Below are 17,316 nucleotides of genomic sequence, written 5' to 3' on the forward strand. Positions count from 1 at the left end.
GTATTTATTCTTAACAAGGAACAGACTTATGAATCGAATCAATGACTATTGGCACACTGTTAAACAAGGTCGCGCTTGGCAAGCTTGGGTCTTGCTGCCGCTATTGTCTTTGTGCTTACTGCTACTCACTCCAACGGCACGAGCCAATGCTCCGGATACCGGCTGGCTCAGAAATTCTGATCATCCGCCGGTGACGGCACGTTTAGCGTTAACTGGGCAAGGGAGTCCAGACACGCTGCGCCTCGATGGGTTACTTTCTATCCGCTTGCAAGGTGATTGGAAAACATACTGGCGCTCGCCCGGCGAAGGGGGCGTGGCTCCCGAATTGATTATCAATGACAGCCAAAACCTGAACCAGATTACTTGGCACTGGCCGGCGCCGAAGCGCTATGAGCAGCTCGGGTTGACCATGCTCGGCTATAAAGGGCAGGTTGCTTTCCCTCTGACATTGGATGTTGAACACTGGCAACAGCCGGTTTCACTGGATGCGACGCTGCGCTTGTCATCGTGTACCAGTGTGTGTGTGATCACTGACTATCCTATTTCGCTCGACTTTACGCCTAGTGCACTAGAGGCCGATGGCGAGCGGATGTATCAGTTTAACCAAGCGATGAGTCAGGTGCCCAAACCACTCCCAAATGTGACGCTTGATTCTGCGGTTTGGGATGCCAGTAAACAGCAGCTCGCCGTCACCGTGACGGGCAACCAAGCTTGGCAGCAACCTGACCTCCTAGTGGATGGTGAGGCGGTGATTGATGACACCTTTGGGTTGCCGAGTATCCACCGTGATGGCAATACGCTGACCGCGACCTTTGATGTAACCAATTGGATTGAAACCCCCAATCTTACCAACAAGCCGATTCAGGTTACCGTCATGGATAAACAGCTACTCGCCGAGCATAGCATCACGGTACGAGCAGGCCATGTGGTTGCACACGCGGGACTTTCTATTTGGGTGATTGGCGGGATTGCGCTCTTGGGCGGTTTGATCTTGAATGTGATGCCTTGTGTACTCCCCGTTCTGGGACTCAAACTCAACAGTATTGTTGCGAACCCTAACGCCACTCGTGGTGTCATTCGTGGCCAGTTTTTGGCCTCAGCAGCTGGGATACTCGTTTCCTTCTGGGCGATTGCTGGATTACTGATGGCGCTCAAACTGACAGGGCAAGCCGTCGGTTGGGGCATCCAGTTCCAAAGTCCGATCTTTATCGGGGTCATGACGCTGGTGATTTGGCTCTTTGCCCTGAGCTTATTCGACGTGCTGCGTATTGATTTGCCCTCAAGTTGGCAGACGTGGCTAGCAACACGCGGGGGTCACACCCACAGTGGTCATTTTGTGCAAGGTGTGTTTGCGACCTTACTGGCCACACCGTGTTCGGCCCCTTTCCTTGGCACGGCTGTGGCGTACGCACTGGGTGGCTCTTTGACGGCACTATGGCTGATTTTTACCGCGCTGGCGATTGGTATGGCGCTGCCGTGGCTGTTGGTCGCCGCTTTCCCAGGGCTGACTCGCGCATTGCCAAAACCCGGCCCGTGGATGAACCATGTCAAACGGGTCTTTGCGCTGTTGCTGGCTGGCACCACAGTGTGGCTATTCTGGTTATGGATGCCTTATCTTGGCGTCTTAGGTGCAATAGCAGTGGGAACACTGTTGCTAGTTGCTACTGTGTGGCTGACATATCGGACCCTTGGCAAGCTGGCAGCAATTAAAGGCTCGGCTGGGTTGCTGGTTATTATTGTGCTTGGGCTGATAGGAGCGTCCTTGACCGCGCAGCAGTGGGCAACGCCCCTCAATCCTGAACCAGATTGGGTAAGCCTTGATGAAGCGGCAATCACGCGCGCCGTCGAACAGGGACAAGTGGTGTTTGTCGATGTGACCGCCGATTGGTGTATTACCTGCCACGCCAACAAAGTAGGGGTGATGTTACAGTCGCCCGTCTATGATGCGATTACCGCGCCGAATGTAGTGACGATGCAAGGTGATTGGACCCGTCCGAGTGATACAGTGACGCAGTATTTGCAAAAGCACCAGCGCTATGGCGTGCCGTTCAATATTGTTTATGGTCCGGGTGCACCTGATGGGATCGCGTTGCCGGTGATTTTGACCGATAACGCGGTGATGGCCGCGATTGAGCGGGCGAAAACACCATGACGGCCACTCAAACGAAACTGTCATGGCGTCAACGGGTCAAACGTGGTGCGCGTGATCTGTGCTGGCTGATCGTATTTGTACTGATATCGAGCACTGCCGTCGATTGGTGGCGAAGCCGTGATATCGATACCAGTCAGGTGCCGGTGACATCGATGCGTTTACTAGATGGTCGCCAACAAGATTTGGTTGCCATGTCGCAACAAGAGCCGGTGCTGGTCTATGTGTGGGCAAGTTGGTGTGGGGTATGCCGTTTTGTGACCCCCTCGGTAGATTGGCTAAGTGGTCATGCGCAAGTGGTCTCGATCGCGTTACGCTCGGGCTCGGATAAACATGTGGCCGGATACCTTGCTCATCATGGTTATGATTTTCCTGTGGTGAACGATCAAAGCGGGGCGCTTTCTAATGCCTTTTCAGTGAAAGTAACGCCCACCGTGATGGTGATCGAACAAGGAAAAATTACTTCAATTACAACCGGATTCACCACGCCCCTTGGCCTATGGTTGAGACTGTTGTAATGCATTTATATCAATAAAAAGGAAACCCAATGTCCTTCACTCGTTATATCGCGCCATGTGTTGCGCTCATGATGCTAGCCATGCCTGCTAGCGCCAAGAATTTAAGCGATACACAGCAAGCGCAACTGGATGAAATTGTTAGCTTGTTGGAAGATAACCCCAAGCTAATTGCCAACCTTAATCAGAGTTTGCAGACGTTTGTTGAGCAGCAGCAGACGTTTAAGCAGAACCTTGCCAAACGTCGCGACTGGTTTGAGTCTAAGACCCATAGTTGGATTGGTGCCGAAAACCCAGCCGTCACTGTGGTGAACTTTATGGACTACAACTGCCCGTACTGTAAAAAGTTGGAAGATGAACTGCAAAAGCTGGTGGCTGCGCATGATGATGTCAAAGTCATCAATATTGCCGTGCCACTTAAACAACAAACCATTGATGAGCTGGGCACCAACTCTGCGGTATATGCCATGAATGTATGGCTAGAACAGCCAGAGGCTTTTGCACAAGTTCATGAGTTGCTGATGAAAAAGCGTGGTATGCATGATGCGCGCTCGCTAGAGAAAATCGCCAAGAAAACCAAGACCGAGCAATGGCTAAAAACGCCAGAAGAAACAGGAAAAGCGGTGGCGGATAACTACCGAGCCTTTGTTGAGCTGGGGCTGCGTGGCACGCCAGCGATGATCATTGGCGATCAAGTCGCGCCGGGCTATTTACCTTATCCGCAGCTAGAGGCCATGGTTGAGGCAGCGAAGGCAGAGGGCTAGGTCTGTACCACTAATGCTAACAGTATGAAAGCCAGTCATATTTTGACTGGTTTTTTTTGTTAGCTGCGCTTTGCGGCAAAAGCTGGCAAAATAGCGCGCCTTACTGGTAAAGGTCATGGCATGAGTCAAACATATCCATCTGCCCCTCGCGTGGTTTTAGGCCCAATGGAAGGGGTACTCGATCCCTTAATGAGAAACCTGCTCACGGAGATTAATCATTACAGTCTCTGTGTGACGGAATTTGTGCGTGTGGTCGATCAGCGTTTACCCGAGAAGGTCTTTTATCGCTTGTGCCCTGAATTGCATCAAGGAGGCGTCACCGCCGCCGGCACGCCGGTGCGTGTGCAGCTGTTGGGGCAAGATCCGGTGGCGATGGCGCGCAATGCCATCCGAGCCATTGAGCTTGGCTCCCACGGGATAGATATTAATTTTGGCTGTCCGTCAAAAACGGTGAATGGCAACCGAGGTGGTGCGGCCTTGCTCAAGACCCCAGAGCATATGTTTGATGTGGTGAAAGCGGTGCGCGATGCGGTGGACTCAGCCCATGTGGTGAGTGCCAAAATCCGTCTTGGCTACAACGATTTGGATGACTACCCGGAGATTGCTGATGCGGTATACCAAGCCGGTGCCTCTGAGCTTGTTGTCCACGGGCGAACTAAGCGTGATGGCTACAAAGCGGGTACCATTCGTTGGGATTTGATCGCAGAGATAAATCAACAACTGCCTATTCCTGTCACCGCGAATGGCGATATTTGGCACCGAGAGGATGCGCTACGCTGCCAAGCCATCACGGGGTGCGACACCTTAATGGTTTGTCGTGGTGCCCTGAACATGCCCAACCTTGGCGCTCACATTCGAGACAATGTTGCACCAATGGCGTGGACAGACGTGCTTACGTTATTGGTACGCTATACCGAACTCGAGCTACAAGGTGATAAGGGCCAGTATTTCCCGAACCGAATAAAACAGTGGTTCAAATATTTACGTCAGTACTATCCGCAAGCAGACGCTTGTTTTAAAGCGATTCGCGTGCTCAATCGCGCCGATGAGATAGTGCGTGAGCTGGATAACGCTCGCCTCGCTGACGCGACTCAACAGATACGGGAGACAGAATGTCAACACTAATCACGCTTTCTTCTGAATGGGAAGGCATGCCAGCCAGCTTTGTAGAAGGCGCCCTGCTGGCCGCCAATATCTGTCCCGCACCGCTATCACCGGACACATGGTTATCGGTATTGATGACGGCAGGCCTTGATGAAGACGATGTCCATTTACCTGACGCCGATAAAAAGACGATCCTCGCGCATCTTGACGCGCAGTATCACGCTCTCATGCGCAACGACTATGAGTTGCCAGACGCGTTGATGCTGTCGTTACGTAGCGAACCGGCTCAAGCGTTTGCCGAAGGTTTTCTTGCGGTATGGCCTTATGTTGAGCCGCATTGGCAAGAAGCGACCGTCGGCGATGGAAGTCGCCGCATGTTATCCGCACTGGTGACCTCGATGCTGTTGCTGCATGACGAGGCGGGGACGCTGGCGCAAATGAAAGAAGTTGGCTTAGATATTGAGCCCGGTCGCTACATCGACCAATTGGACTTAATGATCCAAGAAGTCGCCAAAGCAGCAGATGAAGTGCAGCAAGGCAGCCATGGCGCCCATCAAATTAACCCGTTTAAGTCGATAGGGCGTAACGACCCTTGTCCGTGTGGCAGTGGCACCAAGTTTAAAAAGTGTTGTGGGCGATAAGCGATTGCAGGAGAGAACGATGACGCAAGTAAACACGCAAGCGGCGATTCGTGTGGTCGCCGGTGTGATTGGGCAAGCAAACCAAGTGCTTGTTGCTCAGCGCCACCCAGACAAGGCCTACATTAGCTGGTGGGAATTTCCGGGGGGTAAAGTAGAAGCGGATGAAAGCGATCAACAAGCTCTCGCGCGTGAGCTAAAAGAAGAGCTGGGAGTGACGGTAGCCGTCGGCGCGCCGATTGTCGAAACAGAATATGACTACGGAGATAAGCGCATTTTGTTGTGTAGCTATTGGTGCACCCTCGCCAAGGGAGAGCCTGAAGCCCTGAGTCATCAGGCCATTCACTGGAGCGAACCAAACCGACTCGATCCCGCGGTATTTAGTGCAGCGGATAGACCTTTGCTAGCTAAGCTACAAGCCGATACGCAAATCGTCTGCGAAGCCTAAGTGGCTGCAGATGCGCCGCCCTCGATTTGGAGGCGGCGCGTCAAGGTTACTAAGAAAAGATACGGCGCGGTGGTCGGCCAATAAATTGGGCGACGACGACCAACCCCCACACCACCAGCATGGCCGAGAAAATACCTACCAACCATTGTGGCATCGAAAAGCCAAGCCATTGCCATACCACCTTGCTGCAATCACCATAAGCTTCAAATACCTGTGGAAGCCATTGATTGAGTGGGGCCCAAGTCGGGAAGTTCACCGCGACATCACACGTCGGGCCGAACAGTTGATTCGGATCCGGAAATTGGTAACTGACATGCTCAAGTGCCAGTTTTAGCCCCCAGGCAGCGGTCACCCCATAGCCGAGTAACCCCAAGGTGCGTAATGCAGCATTTTGCGGCGCAATCACGCCAACCAGTGCGGCTGCTCCCACGCCAAACAGTGCAACCCGTTCATAAATACACATCACACAAGGCGCGAGTGACTGGTGGTATTGGAAATACAGCGCTGTAGCCTCAAGACCGACAACACTCACGAGCAACAGCAGCCAAGAAAAACGACTGCGAGAAAACTGGTTTAAGGCGCGCCACATAACTCAAATTACTCCTGATACAAAAGAAGGCCCTAAACAGGGCCTTGCTATTCAATCGTTTGTTGAGCCTAAGGTCAATGGTAGAAGTGCGTTAGTGCGCACTCGGTAAGGCTTGTTGGGTCATATGAATGGTTTCAGAAATCCATCCTTGATGTAGCATCCATTCAGTGGCCGGCACCAAGAAAAACTCGATCCCCACCACGCCGAGTAGGCCCATTACGATGGTGTAAGGCAATGCCATATAGACCATGCGTCCGTAGGAGAGGCGAAGTAACGGTGCCAATGTGGAGGTGAGCAAAAACAAGAAGGCGGCTTGACCATTCGGAGTGGCGACCGAAGGCAGGTTTGTCCCAGTATTAATGGCGACGGCCAGCATGTCGAATTGTTCACGGTCGATAACGCCGTTGATAAGCGCGGATTTCACTTCATTAATGTACACAGTGCCGACGAAGACATTATCAGACACCATGGACAGCAACCCGTTCGCGATATAGAACATGGTGAGCTGCATATGGCCCTCCAGCGACAGGACGAGATCGATCACAGGCGCAAATAAGTGTTGGTCGATAATCACGGCGACTACCGAGAAGAACACCGCCAACAGCGCGGTAAAGGGCAGCGCCTCTTCAAATGCTTTGCCGATGTGGTGTTCATCGATTACCCCGGTAAATGCGGTTGCCAAGATGATAATACTGAGACCAATCAAGCCGACTGCGGCTAAGTGAAGGGCAAGGGCGGCAATCAACCAAACGGCGATCAACGCTTGAACCACCAGTTTAGCCACATCTTGTGGCGTGCGTTTGGCGCGTTGTGCTTTATCGTATTCCACCAGAATTTTAAGAACGTTATCTGGAAGCTGTGCGCCGTATCCGAATAGACGTAACTTTTCCACCAACACACAGGTGAGGAGGCCTGCGACAAAGACCGGCAGAGTCACTGGTGCCATCCGCAGAATAAACTCACCAAAATGCCAGCCAGCTTGATCGGCAATAATCAGGTTCTGAGGTTCACCTACCATGGTCATCACGCCACCGAGCGCGGTACCCACGCCCGCATGCATCAGTAGGCTGCGCAAGAAGGCGCGATAGTTTTCCAAATCGTTGCGACTGAGATCATCACTCAGGCTTTCATCTGAGGTGTGGTCATGCGCGGCGCCAAACTCTTTCCCTGAGGCAACGCGGTGATAAATCGAGTAAAAGCCCACGGCGACACTAATCACCACGGCAATCACGGTTAGTGCATCTAGGAAGGCGGATAGCGTCGCCGCCGCGACACAAAACGCGAGAGAGAGTGCAATTTTGGAACGGATCCCCAATAAGATTTTTGTGAAAATATACAGCAACAGCTGCTTCATAAAGTAAATCCCTGCCACCATAAAGACCAGTAGCAGCAAGACTTCAACGTTGGCAACCAATTCATGCTTTACTTGCGCGGGGCTTGTCATACCGATAGCGACGGCCTCAATCGCAAGCAGACCGCCCGGTTGCAGAGGATAGCATTTTAGCGCCATGGCTAAGGTGAAAATGAATTCGACCACCAGTAGCCAGCCGGCAATGAAGGGGTCAATCGAGAATACAATCGGGTTGATAATTAAAAAGGCGACAATGGCCAGTTTGTACCAATCTGGCGCTTTACCGAGAAAGTTCTTCAAAAACGCGGTTCTGAGTGTCATGGTCTTAGCCATAGTGAAAGTCTCATGGTTATGTATGCATCGTACAGGCGGCGCATGGCGAGAAAACACACGTACACAGAAACCATAGCAGCCCGTTTGAGAGAGCGATGGATCCAGTACGAGGAGCGGGTCACTGTACAAATTCGGTGTTCGGCAATGGCGAGCAGCGTAGGCGGTTGGTCGCAACTGCATGACGGATGTGCGCTATTTTGCCTTAGACATACTTTGTTACATCTTGTATGACATAATTTTGCGAATCATGCCCAGATTTTCATTGATCTGGTACAAAAATATGCAGGATGTCACTTCATTGGCCCTGAAAACACGTAGCGGTTTCTGCCTGAAAAGACTAGTGGTATGATGAGTTATTAATCAGAGCAAGAAGCAAATTGGAATTAAGATTCAATGGTTATAAAGGCGGATAGCCCAGCAACGTTTGCTGAAAAATATATAATTGAAAGTATTTGGAATAATCACTTCCCGAAAGGGTCGATTCTACCGGCTGAGCGTGAATTATCAGAGCTTATCGGTGTGACCCGAACCACATTACGTGAAGTCTTGCAGCGCTTAGCGCGCGATGGTTGGTTAACTATCCAACATGGCAAACCGACCCGTGTAAACGATTATATGCGCACCTCTGGGCTGAGCATTCTCGATACGTTAGTGACGCTGGAAGGCCAAGACGTCCACGGAGTGCTGGAAGACCTGCTGGCTGCACGCACCGATATTAGCGGTGTTTACATGCGCTATGCGGCAAAAAATCGCCCGCAAGAGTGTATTAATCTTATCGATCATGTGATTAAACGCTGTGAGCAAGTGCTTGAAAGTGAGAGCTTTGAGCAGTTTATTGCCTTGATTGATGAGCAAGCCGAGGTGCTTAAAGACGTCAAGAAGATTCAAGATAAATACGGCAAACAAGATCCCGCACTGTGTGAGCGGATTTCAATGGGACGTGCCTTTAACCACTTCGACTACATGCTGTTCCAAGGCATGGCACATTATTCTGGCAATAAAGTGTATGTATTGACCATTAATGGTATGCGTCAGATTTATTCGCGAGTGGGTGGCTACTACTTTATGGATCGCCGTGCGTGTGAGATTGCATTACGCTTCTACAGCGACTTGCGCGGTTTGATTGAAAACAATCAACATAATGCCATCAGCGATCGAGTGAAGCAGTACGGTCGTGAAAGTGGTGCATTGTGGTTTGGCAATCGTGAAACGATTGCGGCCAATATGGCCGAAGAAGAGGCCTAACCGACGCATAGCTTCAACCGAGGTGTAATACTGTTTTGCGCCTCATCGGTTTAAACAGTGAAAAGCCAGAGGCCTTGTGCCTCTGGCTTTTTTATCTATCTTAGGATGGGACAGGTGGCAAGACTAGCTCCCGACTAACATGTCTGGGTCAAACTGCGGCCGTTTCGGACAGCTACTCAGTATTTTCCCTCGCCCTTCACTGGTTTCCTCTTCGAGGATCACTTCAAATCCCCAGAGTCGATGGACATGTTTCAGCACTTCCTCATAGGAATTGGCTAATGGGATGCGGTTATGAGGCACATAGCGCAGGGTGAGTGACCGATTACCGCGTAAGTCTACATCATAGACTTGGATGTTGGGTTCACGATTACTGAGGTTATATTGAGCAGAGAGTTTTTCTCTCAGCTGGCGGTAACCTTGTTCATTGTGAATACTGGTGACTTCGATGTAACTTTGCTTATCGTCATCATTGACGGCGAAAAGCTTCATATCGCGCATGACCTTGGGCGATAAAAACTGGCTGATAAAGCTCTCGTCTTTAAAGTTCGCCATCGCAAAATGCACCGTATCGAGCCAATCATTGCCTGCAATCTCTGGGAACCAGTACTTATCTTCTTCGGTTGGGTTTTCACACATTCGGCGAATGTCTTGGAACATGGCAAACCCGAGGGCATAGGGATTGATCCCTGAGTAATACTGGCTGTTGTAAGGCGGCTGTGCGACCACGTTGGTATGGCTGTGTAAAAACTCCATGATAAAGCTATCCGTCACCAAGCCCTCATCGTAGAGATGATTCAAAATGGTGTAGTGCCAGAAGGTTGCCCAGCCTTCATTCATCACCTGAGTTTGCTTTTGTGGATAAAAATACTGGCTAATCTTGCGCACGATACGCACGATTTCACGCTGCCACGGCTCTAGCAATGGCGAGTGTTTCTCAAAGAAATACAACAGGTTTTCCTGCGGCTCGGCGGGGAAGCGTCGTGTCTCTTGCTCCTGTTCTTTCTTGCCGCCCGGAATGGTACGCCACAGTTCATTCACTTGGGTTTGTAAGTAGTCTTCGCGGGCTTTTTGTCGCGCTTTTTCTTCAGCGAGAGAGATTTTCTGCGGACGTTTGTATCTGTCTACCCCGTAATTCATCAGCGCATGGCAAGAGTCGAGCAAGTTTTCGACTTCGGCGAGGCCATACTTCTCTTCGCATTCACTGATGTAATTTTTCGCAAACAGCAGGTAGTCGATGATCGAACCGGCGTCGGTCCAAGTTTGGAATAGATAGTTGCCCTTAAAAAAAGAGTTGTGGCCATAACAAGCATGTGCCATCACCAAGGCTTGCATGGTGATGGTGTTTTCTTCCATTAAATAGGCAATACAGGGGTCTGAGTTGATCACTATCTCATAGGCAAGCCCCATATAACCGTGCTTATAGTGACGTTCGGTCTCGATAAACTTTTTGCCAAATGACCAGTGATTATAATTAATCGGCATGCCGACGCTTGAGTAAGCATCCATCATTTGCTCGGCAGCGATAATTTCAATCTGGTTGGCGTAGGTATCGAGCCTGTAGTGCTCGGCAACGCGTTTAATTTCCTTGTGATACTGCTCAAGCAAGTCAAAGGTCCAATCCGGCCCATCATGGAGCGGCGTCTTACGTTTGCCTTTAGTGACAGCCATACCTAATCTCCCTGAAAAAACATACCGATGCAGAGATGGCGTCAGGCTTCGACCTGACGCTTAAACAATTCGCGGAACACGGGGAAAATATCTTCCGCCGAGCGAATATTCTGCATCGCAAAGTTGTCATGGCTTTCCGCTAGTGCCTCATATTCACGCCATAACGTTTGATGCGCGCGGCGCGTAATCTCGATATAGGCGTAATAGCGGCTGACCGGCAGTAAGCTTTTCTGCAGTAGCTCACGACAACCCGGTGAATCGTCTGCCCAGTTGTCGCCGTCAGACGCTTGGGCGGCATACACGTTCCACTCTGTGGGGTTGTACCTGTCTTTGATGATCTCATCCATCAAACGCAATGCACTGGAGACAATGGTGCCGCCGGTTTCTTGCGAGTAAAAGAATTCGTGCTCATCGACTTCTTTTGCTTGGGTATGATGGCGAATAAAGACCACCTCTACATTTTTGTAGGTACGGGTTAGGAACAGATACAACAAGATATAAAAGCGTTTTGCGATATCTTTAGTCGCCTGATCCATTGACCCTGACACGTCCATCAGACAAAACATCACCGCTTGGCTACTGGGCTGTGGCCGTTTTTCGTAGTTTTTATAGCGAAGATCGAAGGTATCAATAAAAGGTACCGCGGCGATCTTGCTTTTCAGTGCTGCAATTTCCTCTTCAAGTCGCTTCATTTCCAAAGGCTGTGCTGGCTCAGAGTGACGCAAGCTTTCCAGCGCTTCCTCTAGCTCTGCCAGCTCTCGGCGCTTGCTCGCAGACATCGCGGTGCGACGCGCCAACGAGTTTTGCAATGAGCGCACAATGGCGATATTCGAGGGCACACCATTAGAGGTATAGCCCGCTCGGTGGGTCTTATACTCCACCATTTTTTGCATTTGATTTTTCTTCAGATTGGGTAGCTCGAGATCTTCAAACAACAAATCGAGATACTCATCTTTCGAAATTTGGAAGACAAAATCGTCTTGGCCTTCACCGTCTGGACTCGCTTGTCCGTCACCTGCGCCACCACCGCCTTCGCCACCGGGGGGACGTGCAATACGATCGCCGGGGCTAAATTGGTCGTTGCCAGGATGGACAGCATCACGCTGTCCTCCTTTGCCTTGGTGAAAGGTCGGTTCACGGATGTCGCGTGATGGAATCGAAATATCCTCGCCACTTTCGACATCAGTGATTGACCGGTTGTTGACGGCGTCGGCGATTGACTCTTTTATCTGCCTTTTGTGGCGGCGTAAAAAGCGCTGTCGATTGACGGTGCTTTTATTTTTGCCATTGAGCCGACGATCAATAAAATGCGCCATAACTCTCTCCCGTCACGTGTGTCCGCCCTGAAAGGGATGTGCTACGACGATTTACGTACGCGCAAATACCATTCAGATAGCAAGCGAACCTGCTTGCGGGTATATCCTTTTTCCATCATACGAGCGACAAAGTCGTCGTGTTTTTTCTGCTCGTCGCTAGACGTTTTGGTGTTGAATGAAATCACCGGTAGCAAGTCTTCGGTATTGGAGAACATTTTCTTCTCGATGACCGTTTTCAGCTTCTCGTAGCTGGTCCAAGCAGGGTTTTTTCCCTCATTATTGGCACGTGCACGTAGGACGAAATTGACGATCTCGTTACGGAAGTCTTTCGGGTTGCTGATCCCGGCAGGCTTCTCAATTTTCTCCAGCTCGCTATTGAGTGCCGAGCGATCGAACAGTTGGCCGGTGTCTGGGTCGCGGAACTCTTGGTCTTGAATCCAAAAGTCTGCATAAGTTACGTAGCGGTCAAAGATATTCTGACCATACTCCGAGTAAGACTCGAGATACGCCGTTTGAATTTCTTTGCCGATAAACTCGATATATTTCGGGATTAGATAGCCTTTTAGGTGCTCGAGGTAACGCTCTGCAATTTCTTGTGGGAATTGCTCACGTTCAATTTGTTGCTCAAGGACGTAAAAGAGGTGGACCGGGTTTGCGGCGACTTCTGCGTGGTCAAAGTTAAACACACGAGACAGGATCTTGAACGCAAAGCGGGTTGAGAGCCCATCCATGCCTTCATCGACCCCTGCGTAATCGCGGTACTCTTGGTACGACTTCGCTTTGGGATCGGTGTCTTTGAGGGTTTCACCGTCGTAGACGCGCATTTTCGAATAAATGGACGAGTTCTCAGGATCTTTCAAGCGAGAAAGCACCGTAAAGCGAGCGAGAATATCTAGCGTACTTGGTGAACAAGGCGCTTGTTTTAGCTCACTGTGCGACAAGAGTTTGTCGTAAATACGGATCTCTTCGGAGACGCGTAAGCAATAAGGCACCTTGACGATGTAAACACGGTCGAGGAATGCTTCATTGTTTTTGTTGTTGCGGAATGACTGCCATTCCGATTCGTTGGAGTGAGCGAGAATAATACCATCAAACGGCAGGGCAGACAGACCTTCGGTCCCGTTGTAGTTGCCCTCTTGCGTCGCAGTCAATAAGGGGTGTAGCACCTTGATAGGCGCTTTAAACATTTCGACAAACTCCATTAACCCCTGGTTGGCCTTACATAGTGCGCCAGAGTATGAGTAAGCGTCGGGATCATCTTGCGAAAAGTGCTCAAGCTGACGGATATCGACCTTACCCACCAAGGAGGAAATATCTTGGTTGTTTTCATCGCCGGGCTCGGTTTTCGCCACGGCCACTTGGTTGAGCACTGAGGGGCGAACTTTTACGACTTTGAATTGGCTGATATCGCCACCAAATTCTTTGAGTCGTTTGGCTGCCCAAGGCGACATAATGCTGCGAATATAACGTTGTGGAATCCCGTACTCTTTTTCTAATAGGTGGCCATCTTCTACGACATCAAAGAGACAGAAAGGATGATCATTCACCGGACTGCGTTCACCGTTTGCTGTCAGCACATAAATAGGTACTTGCTGCATCAAGCTTTTCAGTTTTTCTGCAAGCGAGGATTTACCGCCGCCGACAGGGCCGAGTAAATAAAGGATCTGTTTTCGTTCTTCCAGCCCTTGCGCGGCGTGTTTGAGGTAGGAGACGATTTGCTCAATCGACTCTTCCATGCCATAAAAGTCTTCAAAGGTCTTATAGCGTGAAATAACACGGTTGGAGAAAATACGACTGAGCCGTGGGTCGAGGGAGGTGTCAATCTTCTCTGGTTCACCGATGGCCATCAACAGGCGCTCGGCGGCATTGGCATAAGCGCTGCGATCGTCTCGGCACAGATCCAAGAACTCCTGAAGGCTCAATTCTTCGTCTTTTGCATCTTCGTAACGCTGACGATAATGATCGAAAATAGTCATGGTCCTGCCCCCTAAATCGTCTGATAACTCATAAAGAAAAGGTGGTCCTTTGGCTGAATTTCCCTTTTCCTCATAATAATGTTAGACCCCAATCCACGTTTTTGCGTGAAAGAATTGATTGTTTTTTCGATATTTTTTCCCCTACCATTGATAGGTAAATCAAATAGCCACTTGCAAGACAGCTTAGATTCAAGTTGTTGTAGTAGGCTGTCACGTTGAGAGGGTAATATCAGTGATGGTGTCCACGATAAGTGTGGTGTATGGACAGCTACTGGCCTAATTCTAAATTGTGCGTTGACCAGCAAATTAAGGAAGAAGAATGACTGAAAAGCTTGTTAAAGCGGCGGTGGCATCATGCCTACTACTCGCCGCGGGAAGTGTTTCGGCAGAAACACGTGTGTCTGCCGGTGTCCTCGCCGCCTTTTCTCCCCAACCTTATAAGGACACTGATACCGACCCGCTGATTGTACCGACCATTAATGTCGATACTGACCATTTCTATTTCCGAGGACTTACCGCAGGCGCGCGTTTGGCTCCCAAGGATGCTACGCATAACCTCGTCCTATCGACGACCTATGATCCACGTCGTTTTGATCCTGCAGATACCGATGACCCACAGCTAAGTTTACTTGATAAGCGCGATACGTCGGTTGTTTTGGCTCTAGCGTATCAATACCACTCGCCAATCGGCCGATTTCAAGCGTTAGTCGGTGAGGGTGTGACCCATGATAGAGATGGTTTGTACGGGGAAGTCAGCTGGAAATATGGGATGAACCGCCAGCGATGGGGGATTTCACCCGAGGTGGGGTATTCCTACAACAGTAGTGACCTTAATCAACACCTTTATGGGATCAGCGCCGCGGAGGCCTCACGCTCTGGACTATCCGCCTACGAGCCCGGCTCTGCGGGACACTATTTTATCGGTGCGAGTGGTTATGTGATGCTGACAGAGCGAATCCAGCTGCTGGGTGGAGTGCGTTACACCAATTTAAATGACAGCATTGCAGATAGCCCGATGGTAGACCAATCAACGGCCGCATCAGGCTACCTTGGCGTGAATTATATTTTTTACTGATGCAAGCCCACAACGAGCGGTCAGCCTGTTCGCTTGGCCGCGACCAACATGCAAACAGGCAGCGTAGGCTGCCTTTTTCGTGCTTACGGATTATCTAGAGCAGTAACTCACCATGTTTTTCGTCATGAATACAGGTAGTCAGTGTGTGGCTTTCTCCCGGTGCCAGCAGAATACTGGGTTGCTCAATGGCGGCTTCAATACAGACAAAATGTAGATAGCCGTCATCGTCCATATCAGACATTTGTACCGAAGCCGCTTGGCCTGGATTCCAGACGACTGCGCTCGTCTCGCCTTGATTATTGACGACAATACGTCGATATCCTGCCGTATCAGTCAGGGTTAATGACGAGGCTGAGTCGGTATAAATGCGGTCGACGGGCTCTTCAAAAGTCACGGTGCCAGAGGCGGGCTTTCTCTGTCCGTGGCTGAAATTGTCGAGATAATGGCTTCCCACACCCGCTACGGTTGCTTGTTCACTATCAGCAACGGAAAGGTAACTGTGCAGGGCGCCTCCGATCTTAAATGGCAGTGAGTCGGTGTTTTTTACTGTTAAAGCGACATCGAGTGTGTGGGTGAGCCTAAATGTCATAACGGCTTCAAAATCGTGTGGCCACAGTGCACGGGTTTTCGCAGAGGGGAGCAGCGATAATTGAATCGTCACACCTTGTGCATCTTCTTCAATGTGTTGAATGTCCCACATCACGCGGCGTGCAAAGCCATGAGAGGGAGAACCCGTTTGGCCGAACCAAGGAAAGCAAACAGGAATGCCACCTCGTAGAGGCGTTTTTGCATCGTAGACTGCATTGCCACTCATCCAAATCAGCGGTTTCGCATCGCGTGGAGAAAATGACAGTAAGTGTGCCCCAAATTGACTGATAATCGCATCACAGGCTGGATGTTGAATCCGAAGAACGGGGACGGCTTGGCGATAACATAAATCAACTGACGCCGACAGCCGGCGCTCGAAGTGCAGAGTATGAGAAGTCATAATCGCGTCCTTTATTGCGCAGAAACGGCATAGAGCCCATAAACAAAAGGCGGCCAACGGCCGCCTTTAATCAATACTAGGCTAATTGCAACTTACTTAGAGATGTGTGCAACTAGGTCAAGTACTTTGTTTGAGTAGCCGATTTCGTTGTCGTACCAAGATACAACTTTAACGAATTTGTCAGTCAGTGCGATACCTGCTTTAGCATCGAATACTGATGTTTGTACTTCACCGATGAAGTCTTGAGAAACAACCGCATCTTCAGTGTAACCAAGAACACCTTTCAGCTCACCTTCAGACGCTTCTTTCATCGCGGCACAGATTTGCTCGTAAGATGCTGCTTTCTCTAGGTTGACAGTCAGGTCAACAACAGAAACGTTGGCAGTTGGAACGCGGAACGCCATACCAGTCAGTTTACCGTTCAGCTCAGGAAGTACTTTACCTACTGCTTTTGCTGCACCAGTTGAAGATGGGATGATGTTCTGAGACGCACCACGGCCACCGCGCCAGTCTTTCGCAGAAGGACCGTCAACAGTTTTCTGAGTTGCAGTGGTTGCGTGAACAGTGGTCATCAGGCCAGACTCGATACCGAACTTGTCGTTCAGTACTTTCGCGATTGGCGCTAGGCAGTTAGTGGTACAAGACGCGTTAGACACGATATCTTGACCCGCATACTCGCTGTGGTTAACACCCATAACGAACATTGGTGTTGCGTCTTTAGATGGACCAGTCAGAACAACTTTCTTCGCACCCGCTTGGATGTGCTGACGCGCTGTTTCGTCAGTCAGGAAGATACCAGTTGCTTCAGCAACAACGTCAACACCAGCCTCATCCCACTTAAGATCTGCTGGGTTGCGCTCTGCCGTTACACGTACTTTCTTACCGTTAACGATCAGGTTGCCGTCTTTCACTTCAACAGTGCCGTTGAAGCGGCCGTGAGTTGAGTCGTACTTCAGCATGTAAGCCATATACTCAACGTCAATCAGGTCGTTGATTGCTACTACTTCAATGTCGTCGCGCTCTACAGAAGCACGGAATACGAAGCGGCCGATACGACCAAAACCGTTAATACCTACTTTGATAGTCATTATGTTGCTCCACAACTTAATTTCTAGTGAGATGAAACTGGTAGTAAAATTACAGAATAGGACCCGTCC

15 protein-coding genes are annotated in these 17,316 nt (G+C 50.2%); 8 read left to right on the top strand and 7 right to left on the bottom strand.

Annotation, left to right across the window (positions count from 1 at the left end; genetic code table 11):
* Positions 1 to 28: 28 nt before the first annotated feature.
* The 6 genes from BZJ18_RS05920 to BZJ18_RS05945 all read left to right on the top strand — a co-directional run bounded on the left by BZJ18_RS05920 (position 29) and on the right by BZJ18_RS05945 (position 5,618).
* Positions 29 to 2,152, top strand: coding sequence for a protein-disulfide reductase DsbD family protein (locus tag BZJ18_RS05920; protein ID WP_077455710.1), 2,124 nt, complete (start codon positions 29 to 31; stop codon positions 2,150 to 2,152).
* Positions 2,149 to 2,667: a protein disulfide oxidoreductase gene (locus BZJ18_RS05925; RefSeq protein WP_069590516.1), complete on the top strand. Its 519-nt coding sequence runs from the start codon at positions 2,149 to 2,151 to the stop codon at positions 2,665 to 2,667. Before BZJ18_RS05920 ends, BZJ18_RS05925 begins: the two co-directional genes overlap by 4 nt.
* Before the next feature lie 29 nt (positions 2,668 to 2,696).
* On the top strand, positions 2,697 to 3,428 hold the full coding sequence (locus BZJ18_RS05930; protein ID WP_077455711.1) for a DsbA family protein: 732 nt from the start codon (positions 2,697 to 2,699) through the stop codon (positions 3,426 to 3,428).
* 120 nt (positions 3,429 to 3,548) lie between these two features.
* Positions 3,549 to 4,553: a tRNA dihydrouridine(16) synthase DusC gene (gene dusC / locus BZJ18_RS05935; RefSeq protein WP_077455712.1), complete on the top strand. Its 1,005-nt coding sequence runs from the start codon at positions 3,549 to 3,551 to the stop codon at positions 4,551 to 4,553.
* Positions 4,541 to 5,173, top strand: coding sequence for an SEC-C metal-binding domain-containing protein (locus BZJ18_RS05940; protein WP_077455713.1), 633 nt, complete (start codon positions 4,541 to 4,543; stop codon positions 5,171 to 5,173). The genes dusC and BZJ18_RS05940 overlap by 13 nt, the downstream gene beginning before the upstream one ends.
* A gap of 19 nt (positions 5,174 to 5,192) precedes the next feature.
* Positions 5,193 to 5,618 carry a (deoxy)nucleoside triphosphate pyrophosphohydrolase gene (locus tag BZJ18_RS05945; protein ID WP_077455714.1) on the top strand — a complete coding sequence of 142 codons (426 nt, stop codon included), beginning with the start codon at positions 5,193 to 5,195 and terminating at the stop codon, positions 5,616 to 5,618.
* Between the two features lie 49 nt (positions 5,619 to 5,667).
* Here BZJ18_RS05945 and dsbB read toward each other — a convergent pair whose 3' ends face one another.
* Entirely contained in the window at positions 5,668 to 6,207 is a 540-nt protein-coding gene (dsbB, locus tag BZJ18_RS05950) for a disulfide bond formation protein DsbB (protein ID WP_077455715.1), read from the bottom strand.
* Positions 6,208 to 6,298: 91 nt separating this feature from the next.
* Positions 6,299 to 7,879 carry a Na(+)/H(+) antiporter NhaB gene (gene nhaB, locus BZJ18_RS05955; protein ID WP_077455735.1) on the bottom strand — a complete coding sequence of 527 codons (1,581 nt, stop codon included), beginning with the start codon at positions 7,877 to 7,879 and terminating at the stop codon, positions 6,299 to 6,301.
* A 405-nt stretch (positions 7,880 to 8,284) separates the two neighbouring features.
* Here nhaB and fadR point away from each other — a divergent pair, with 405 nt between their 5' ends.
* Positions 8,285 to 9,136, top strand: a complete 852-nt coding sequence (gene fadR / locus BZJ18_RS05960; RefSeq protein ID WP_069590007.1) for a fatty acid metabolism transcriptional regulator FadR — start codon at positions 8,285 to 8,287, stop codon at positions 9,134 to 9,136.
* A 123-nt stretch (positions 9,137 to 9,259) separates the two neighbouring features.
* Here fadR and BZJ18_RS05965 read toward each other — a convergent pair whose 3' ends face one another.
* Genes BZJ18_RS05965 through BZJ18_RS05975 form a run of 3 tightly spaced genes read right to left on the bottom strand, consistent with a single transcriptional unit; the run spans position 9,260 to position 14,096 of the window.
* Positions 9,260 to 10,804: a SpoVR family protein gene (locus tag BZJ18_RS05965; RefSeq protein WP_077455716.1), complete on the bottom strand. Its 1,545-nt coding sequence runs from the start codon at positions 10,802 to 10,804 to the stop codon at positions 9,260 to 9,262.
* Positions 10,805 to 10,845: 41 nt separating this feature from the next.
* Entirely contained in the window at positions 10,846 to 12,120 is a 1,275-nt protein-coding gene (locus tag BZJ18_RS05970) for a YeaH/YhbH family protein (RefSeq protein ID WP_069590011.1), read from the bottom strand.
* A 41-nt stretch (positions 12,121 to 12,161) separates the two neighbouring features.
* Positions 12,162 to 14,096 (bottom strand): PrkA family serine protein kinase, encoded by a 1,935-nt coding sequence (locus tag BZJ18_RS05975; RefSeq protein ID WP_077455717.1) that lies wholly within the window; start codon positions 14,094 to 14,096, stop codon positions 12,162 to 12,164.
* Positions 14,097 to 14,415: 319 nt separating this feature from the next.
* Here BZJ18_RS05975 and BZJ18_RS05980 point away from each other — a divergent pair, with 319 nt between their 5' ends.
* The gene (locus BZJ18_RS05980) at positions 14,416 to 15,171 is read left to right on the top strand and encodes a MipA/OmpV family protein (protein WP_077455718.1); all 756 of its coding nucleotides are present in this window, start codon (positions 14,416 to 14,418) and stop codon (positions 15,169 to 15,171) included.
* Positions 15,172 to 15,265: 94 nt separating this feature from the next.
* Here the strand turns inward: BZJ18_RS05980 and BZJ18_RS05985 are convergent, their stop codons facing one another.
* Together BZJ18_RS05985 and gapA are read right to left on the bottom strand one after the other, a co-directional pair.
* A complete protein-coding gene (locus BZJ18_RS05985; protein ID WP_077455719.1) occupies positions 15,266 to 16,159 on the bottom strand; it encodes a D-hexose-6-phosphate mutarotase in 894 nt (297 codons plus the stop codon).
* A gap of 92 nt (positions 16,160 to 16,251) precedes the next feature.
* On the bottom strand, positions 16,252 to 17,247 hold the full coding sequence (gapA, locus tag BZJ18_RS05990; RefSeq protein WP_069590018.1) for a glyceraldehyde-3-phosphate dehydrogenase: 996 nt from the start codon (positions 17,245 to 17,247) through the stop codon (positions 16,252 to 16,254).
* Positions 17,248 to 17,316 lie beyond the last annotated feature (69 nt).

It is taken from the genome of Salinivibrio sp. IB872, assembly GCF_001995345.1.
Classification (GTDB): domain Bacteria; phylum Pseudomonadota; class Gammaproteobacteria; order Enterobacterales; family Vibrionaceae; genus Salinivibrio; species Salinivibrio proteolyticus.

What these genes read in the sequence shown, in the direction of transcription:
- BZJ18_RS05920 (WP_077455710.1), top strand. Translation starts at nt 29, where the DNA reads ATGAATCGAATCAATGACTATTGGCACACTGTTAAACAAGGTCGCGCT.
- BZJ18_RS05925 (WP_069590516.1), top strand. Translation starts at nt 2,149, where the DNA reads ATGACGGCCACTCAAACGAAACTGTCATGGCGTCAACGGGTCAAACGT.
- BZJ18_RS05930 (WP_077455711.1), top strand. Translation starts at nt 2,697, where the DNA reads ATGTCCTTCACTCGTTATATCGCGCCATGTGTTGCGCTCATGATGCTA.
- dusC (WP_077455712.1), top strand. Translation starts at nt 3,549, where the DNA reads ATGAGTCAAACATATCCATCTGCCCCTCGCGTGGTTTTAGGCCCAATG.
- BZJ18_RS05940 (WP_077455713.1), top strand. Translation starts at nt 4,541, where the DNA reads ATGTCAACACTAATCACGCTTTCTTCTGAATGGGAAGGCATGCCAGCC.
- BZJ18_RS05945 (WP_077455714.1), top strand. Translation starts at nt 5,193, where the DNA reads ATGACGCAAGTAAACACGCAAGCGGCGATTCGTGTGGTCGCCGGTGTG.
- dsbB (WP_077455715.1), bottom strand. Translation starts at nt 6,207, where the DNA reads ATGTGGCGCGCCTTAAACCAGTTTTCTCGCAGTCGTTTTTCTTGGCTG.
- nhaB (WP_077455735.1), bottom strand. Translation starts at nt 7,879, where the DNA reads ATGACACTCAGAACCGCGTTTTTGAAGAACTTTCTCGGTAAAGCGCCA.
- fadR (WP_069590007.1), top strand. Translation starts at nt 8,285, where the DNA reads ATGGTTATAAAGGCGGATAGCCCAGCAACGTTTGCTGAAAAATATATA.
- BZJ18_RS05965 (WP_077455716.1), bottom strand. Translation starts at nt 10,804, where the DNA reads ATGGCTGTCACTAAAGGCAAACGTAAGACGCCGCTCCATGATGGGCCG.
- BZJ18_RS05970 (WP_069590011.1), bottom strand. Translation starts at nt 12,120, where the DNA reads ATGGCGCATTTTATTGATCGTCGGCTCAATGGCAAAAATAAAAGCACC.
- BZJ18_RS05975 (WP_077455717.1), bottom strand. Translation starts at nt 14,096, where the DNA reads ATGACTATTTTCGATCATTATCGTCAGCGTTACGAAGATGCAAAAGAC.
- BZJ18_RS05980 (WP_077455718.1), top strand. Translation starts at nt 14,416, where the DNA reads ATGACTGAAAAGCTTGTTAAAGCGGCGGTGGCATCATGCCTACTACTC.
- BZJ18_RS05985 (WP_077455719.1), bottom strand. Translation starts at nt 16,159, where the DNA reads ATGACTTCTCATACTCTGCACTTCGAGCGCCGGCTGTCGGCGTCAGTT.
- gapA (WP_069590018.1), bottom strand. Translation starts at nt 17,247, where the DNA reads ATGACTATCAAAGTAGGTATTAACGGTTTTGGTCGTATCGGCCGCTTC.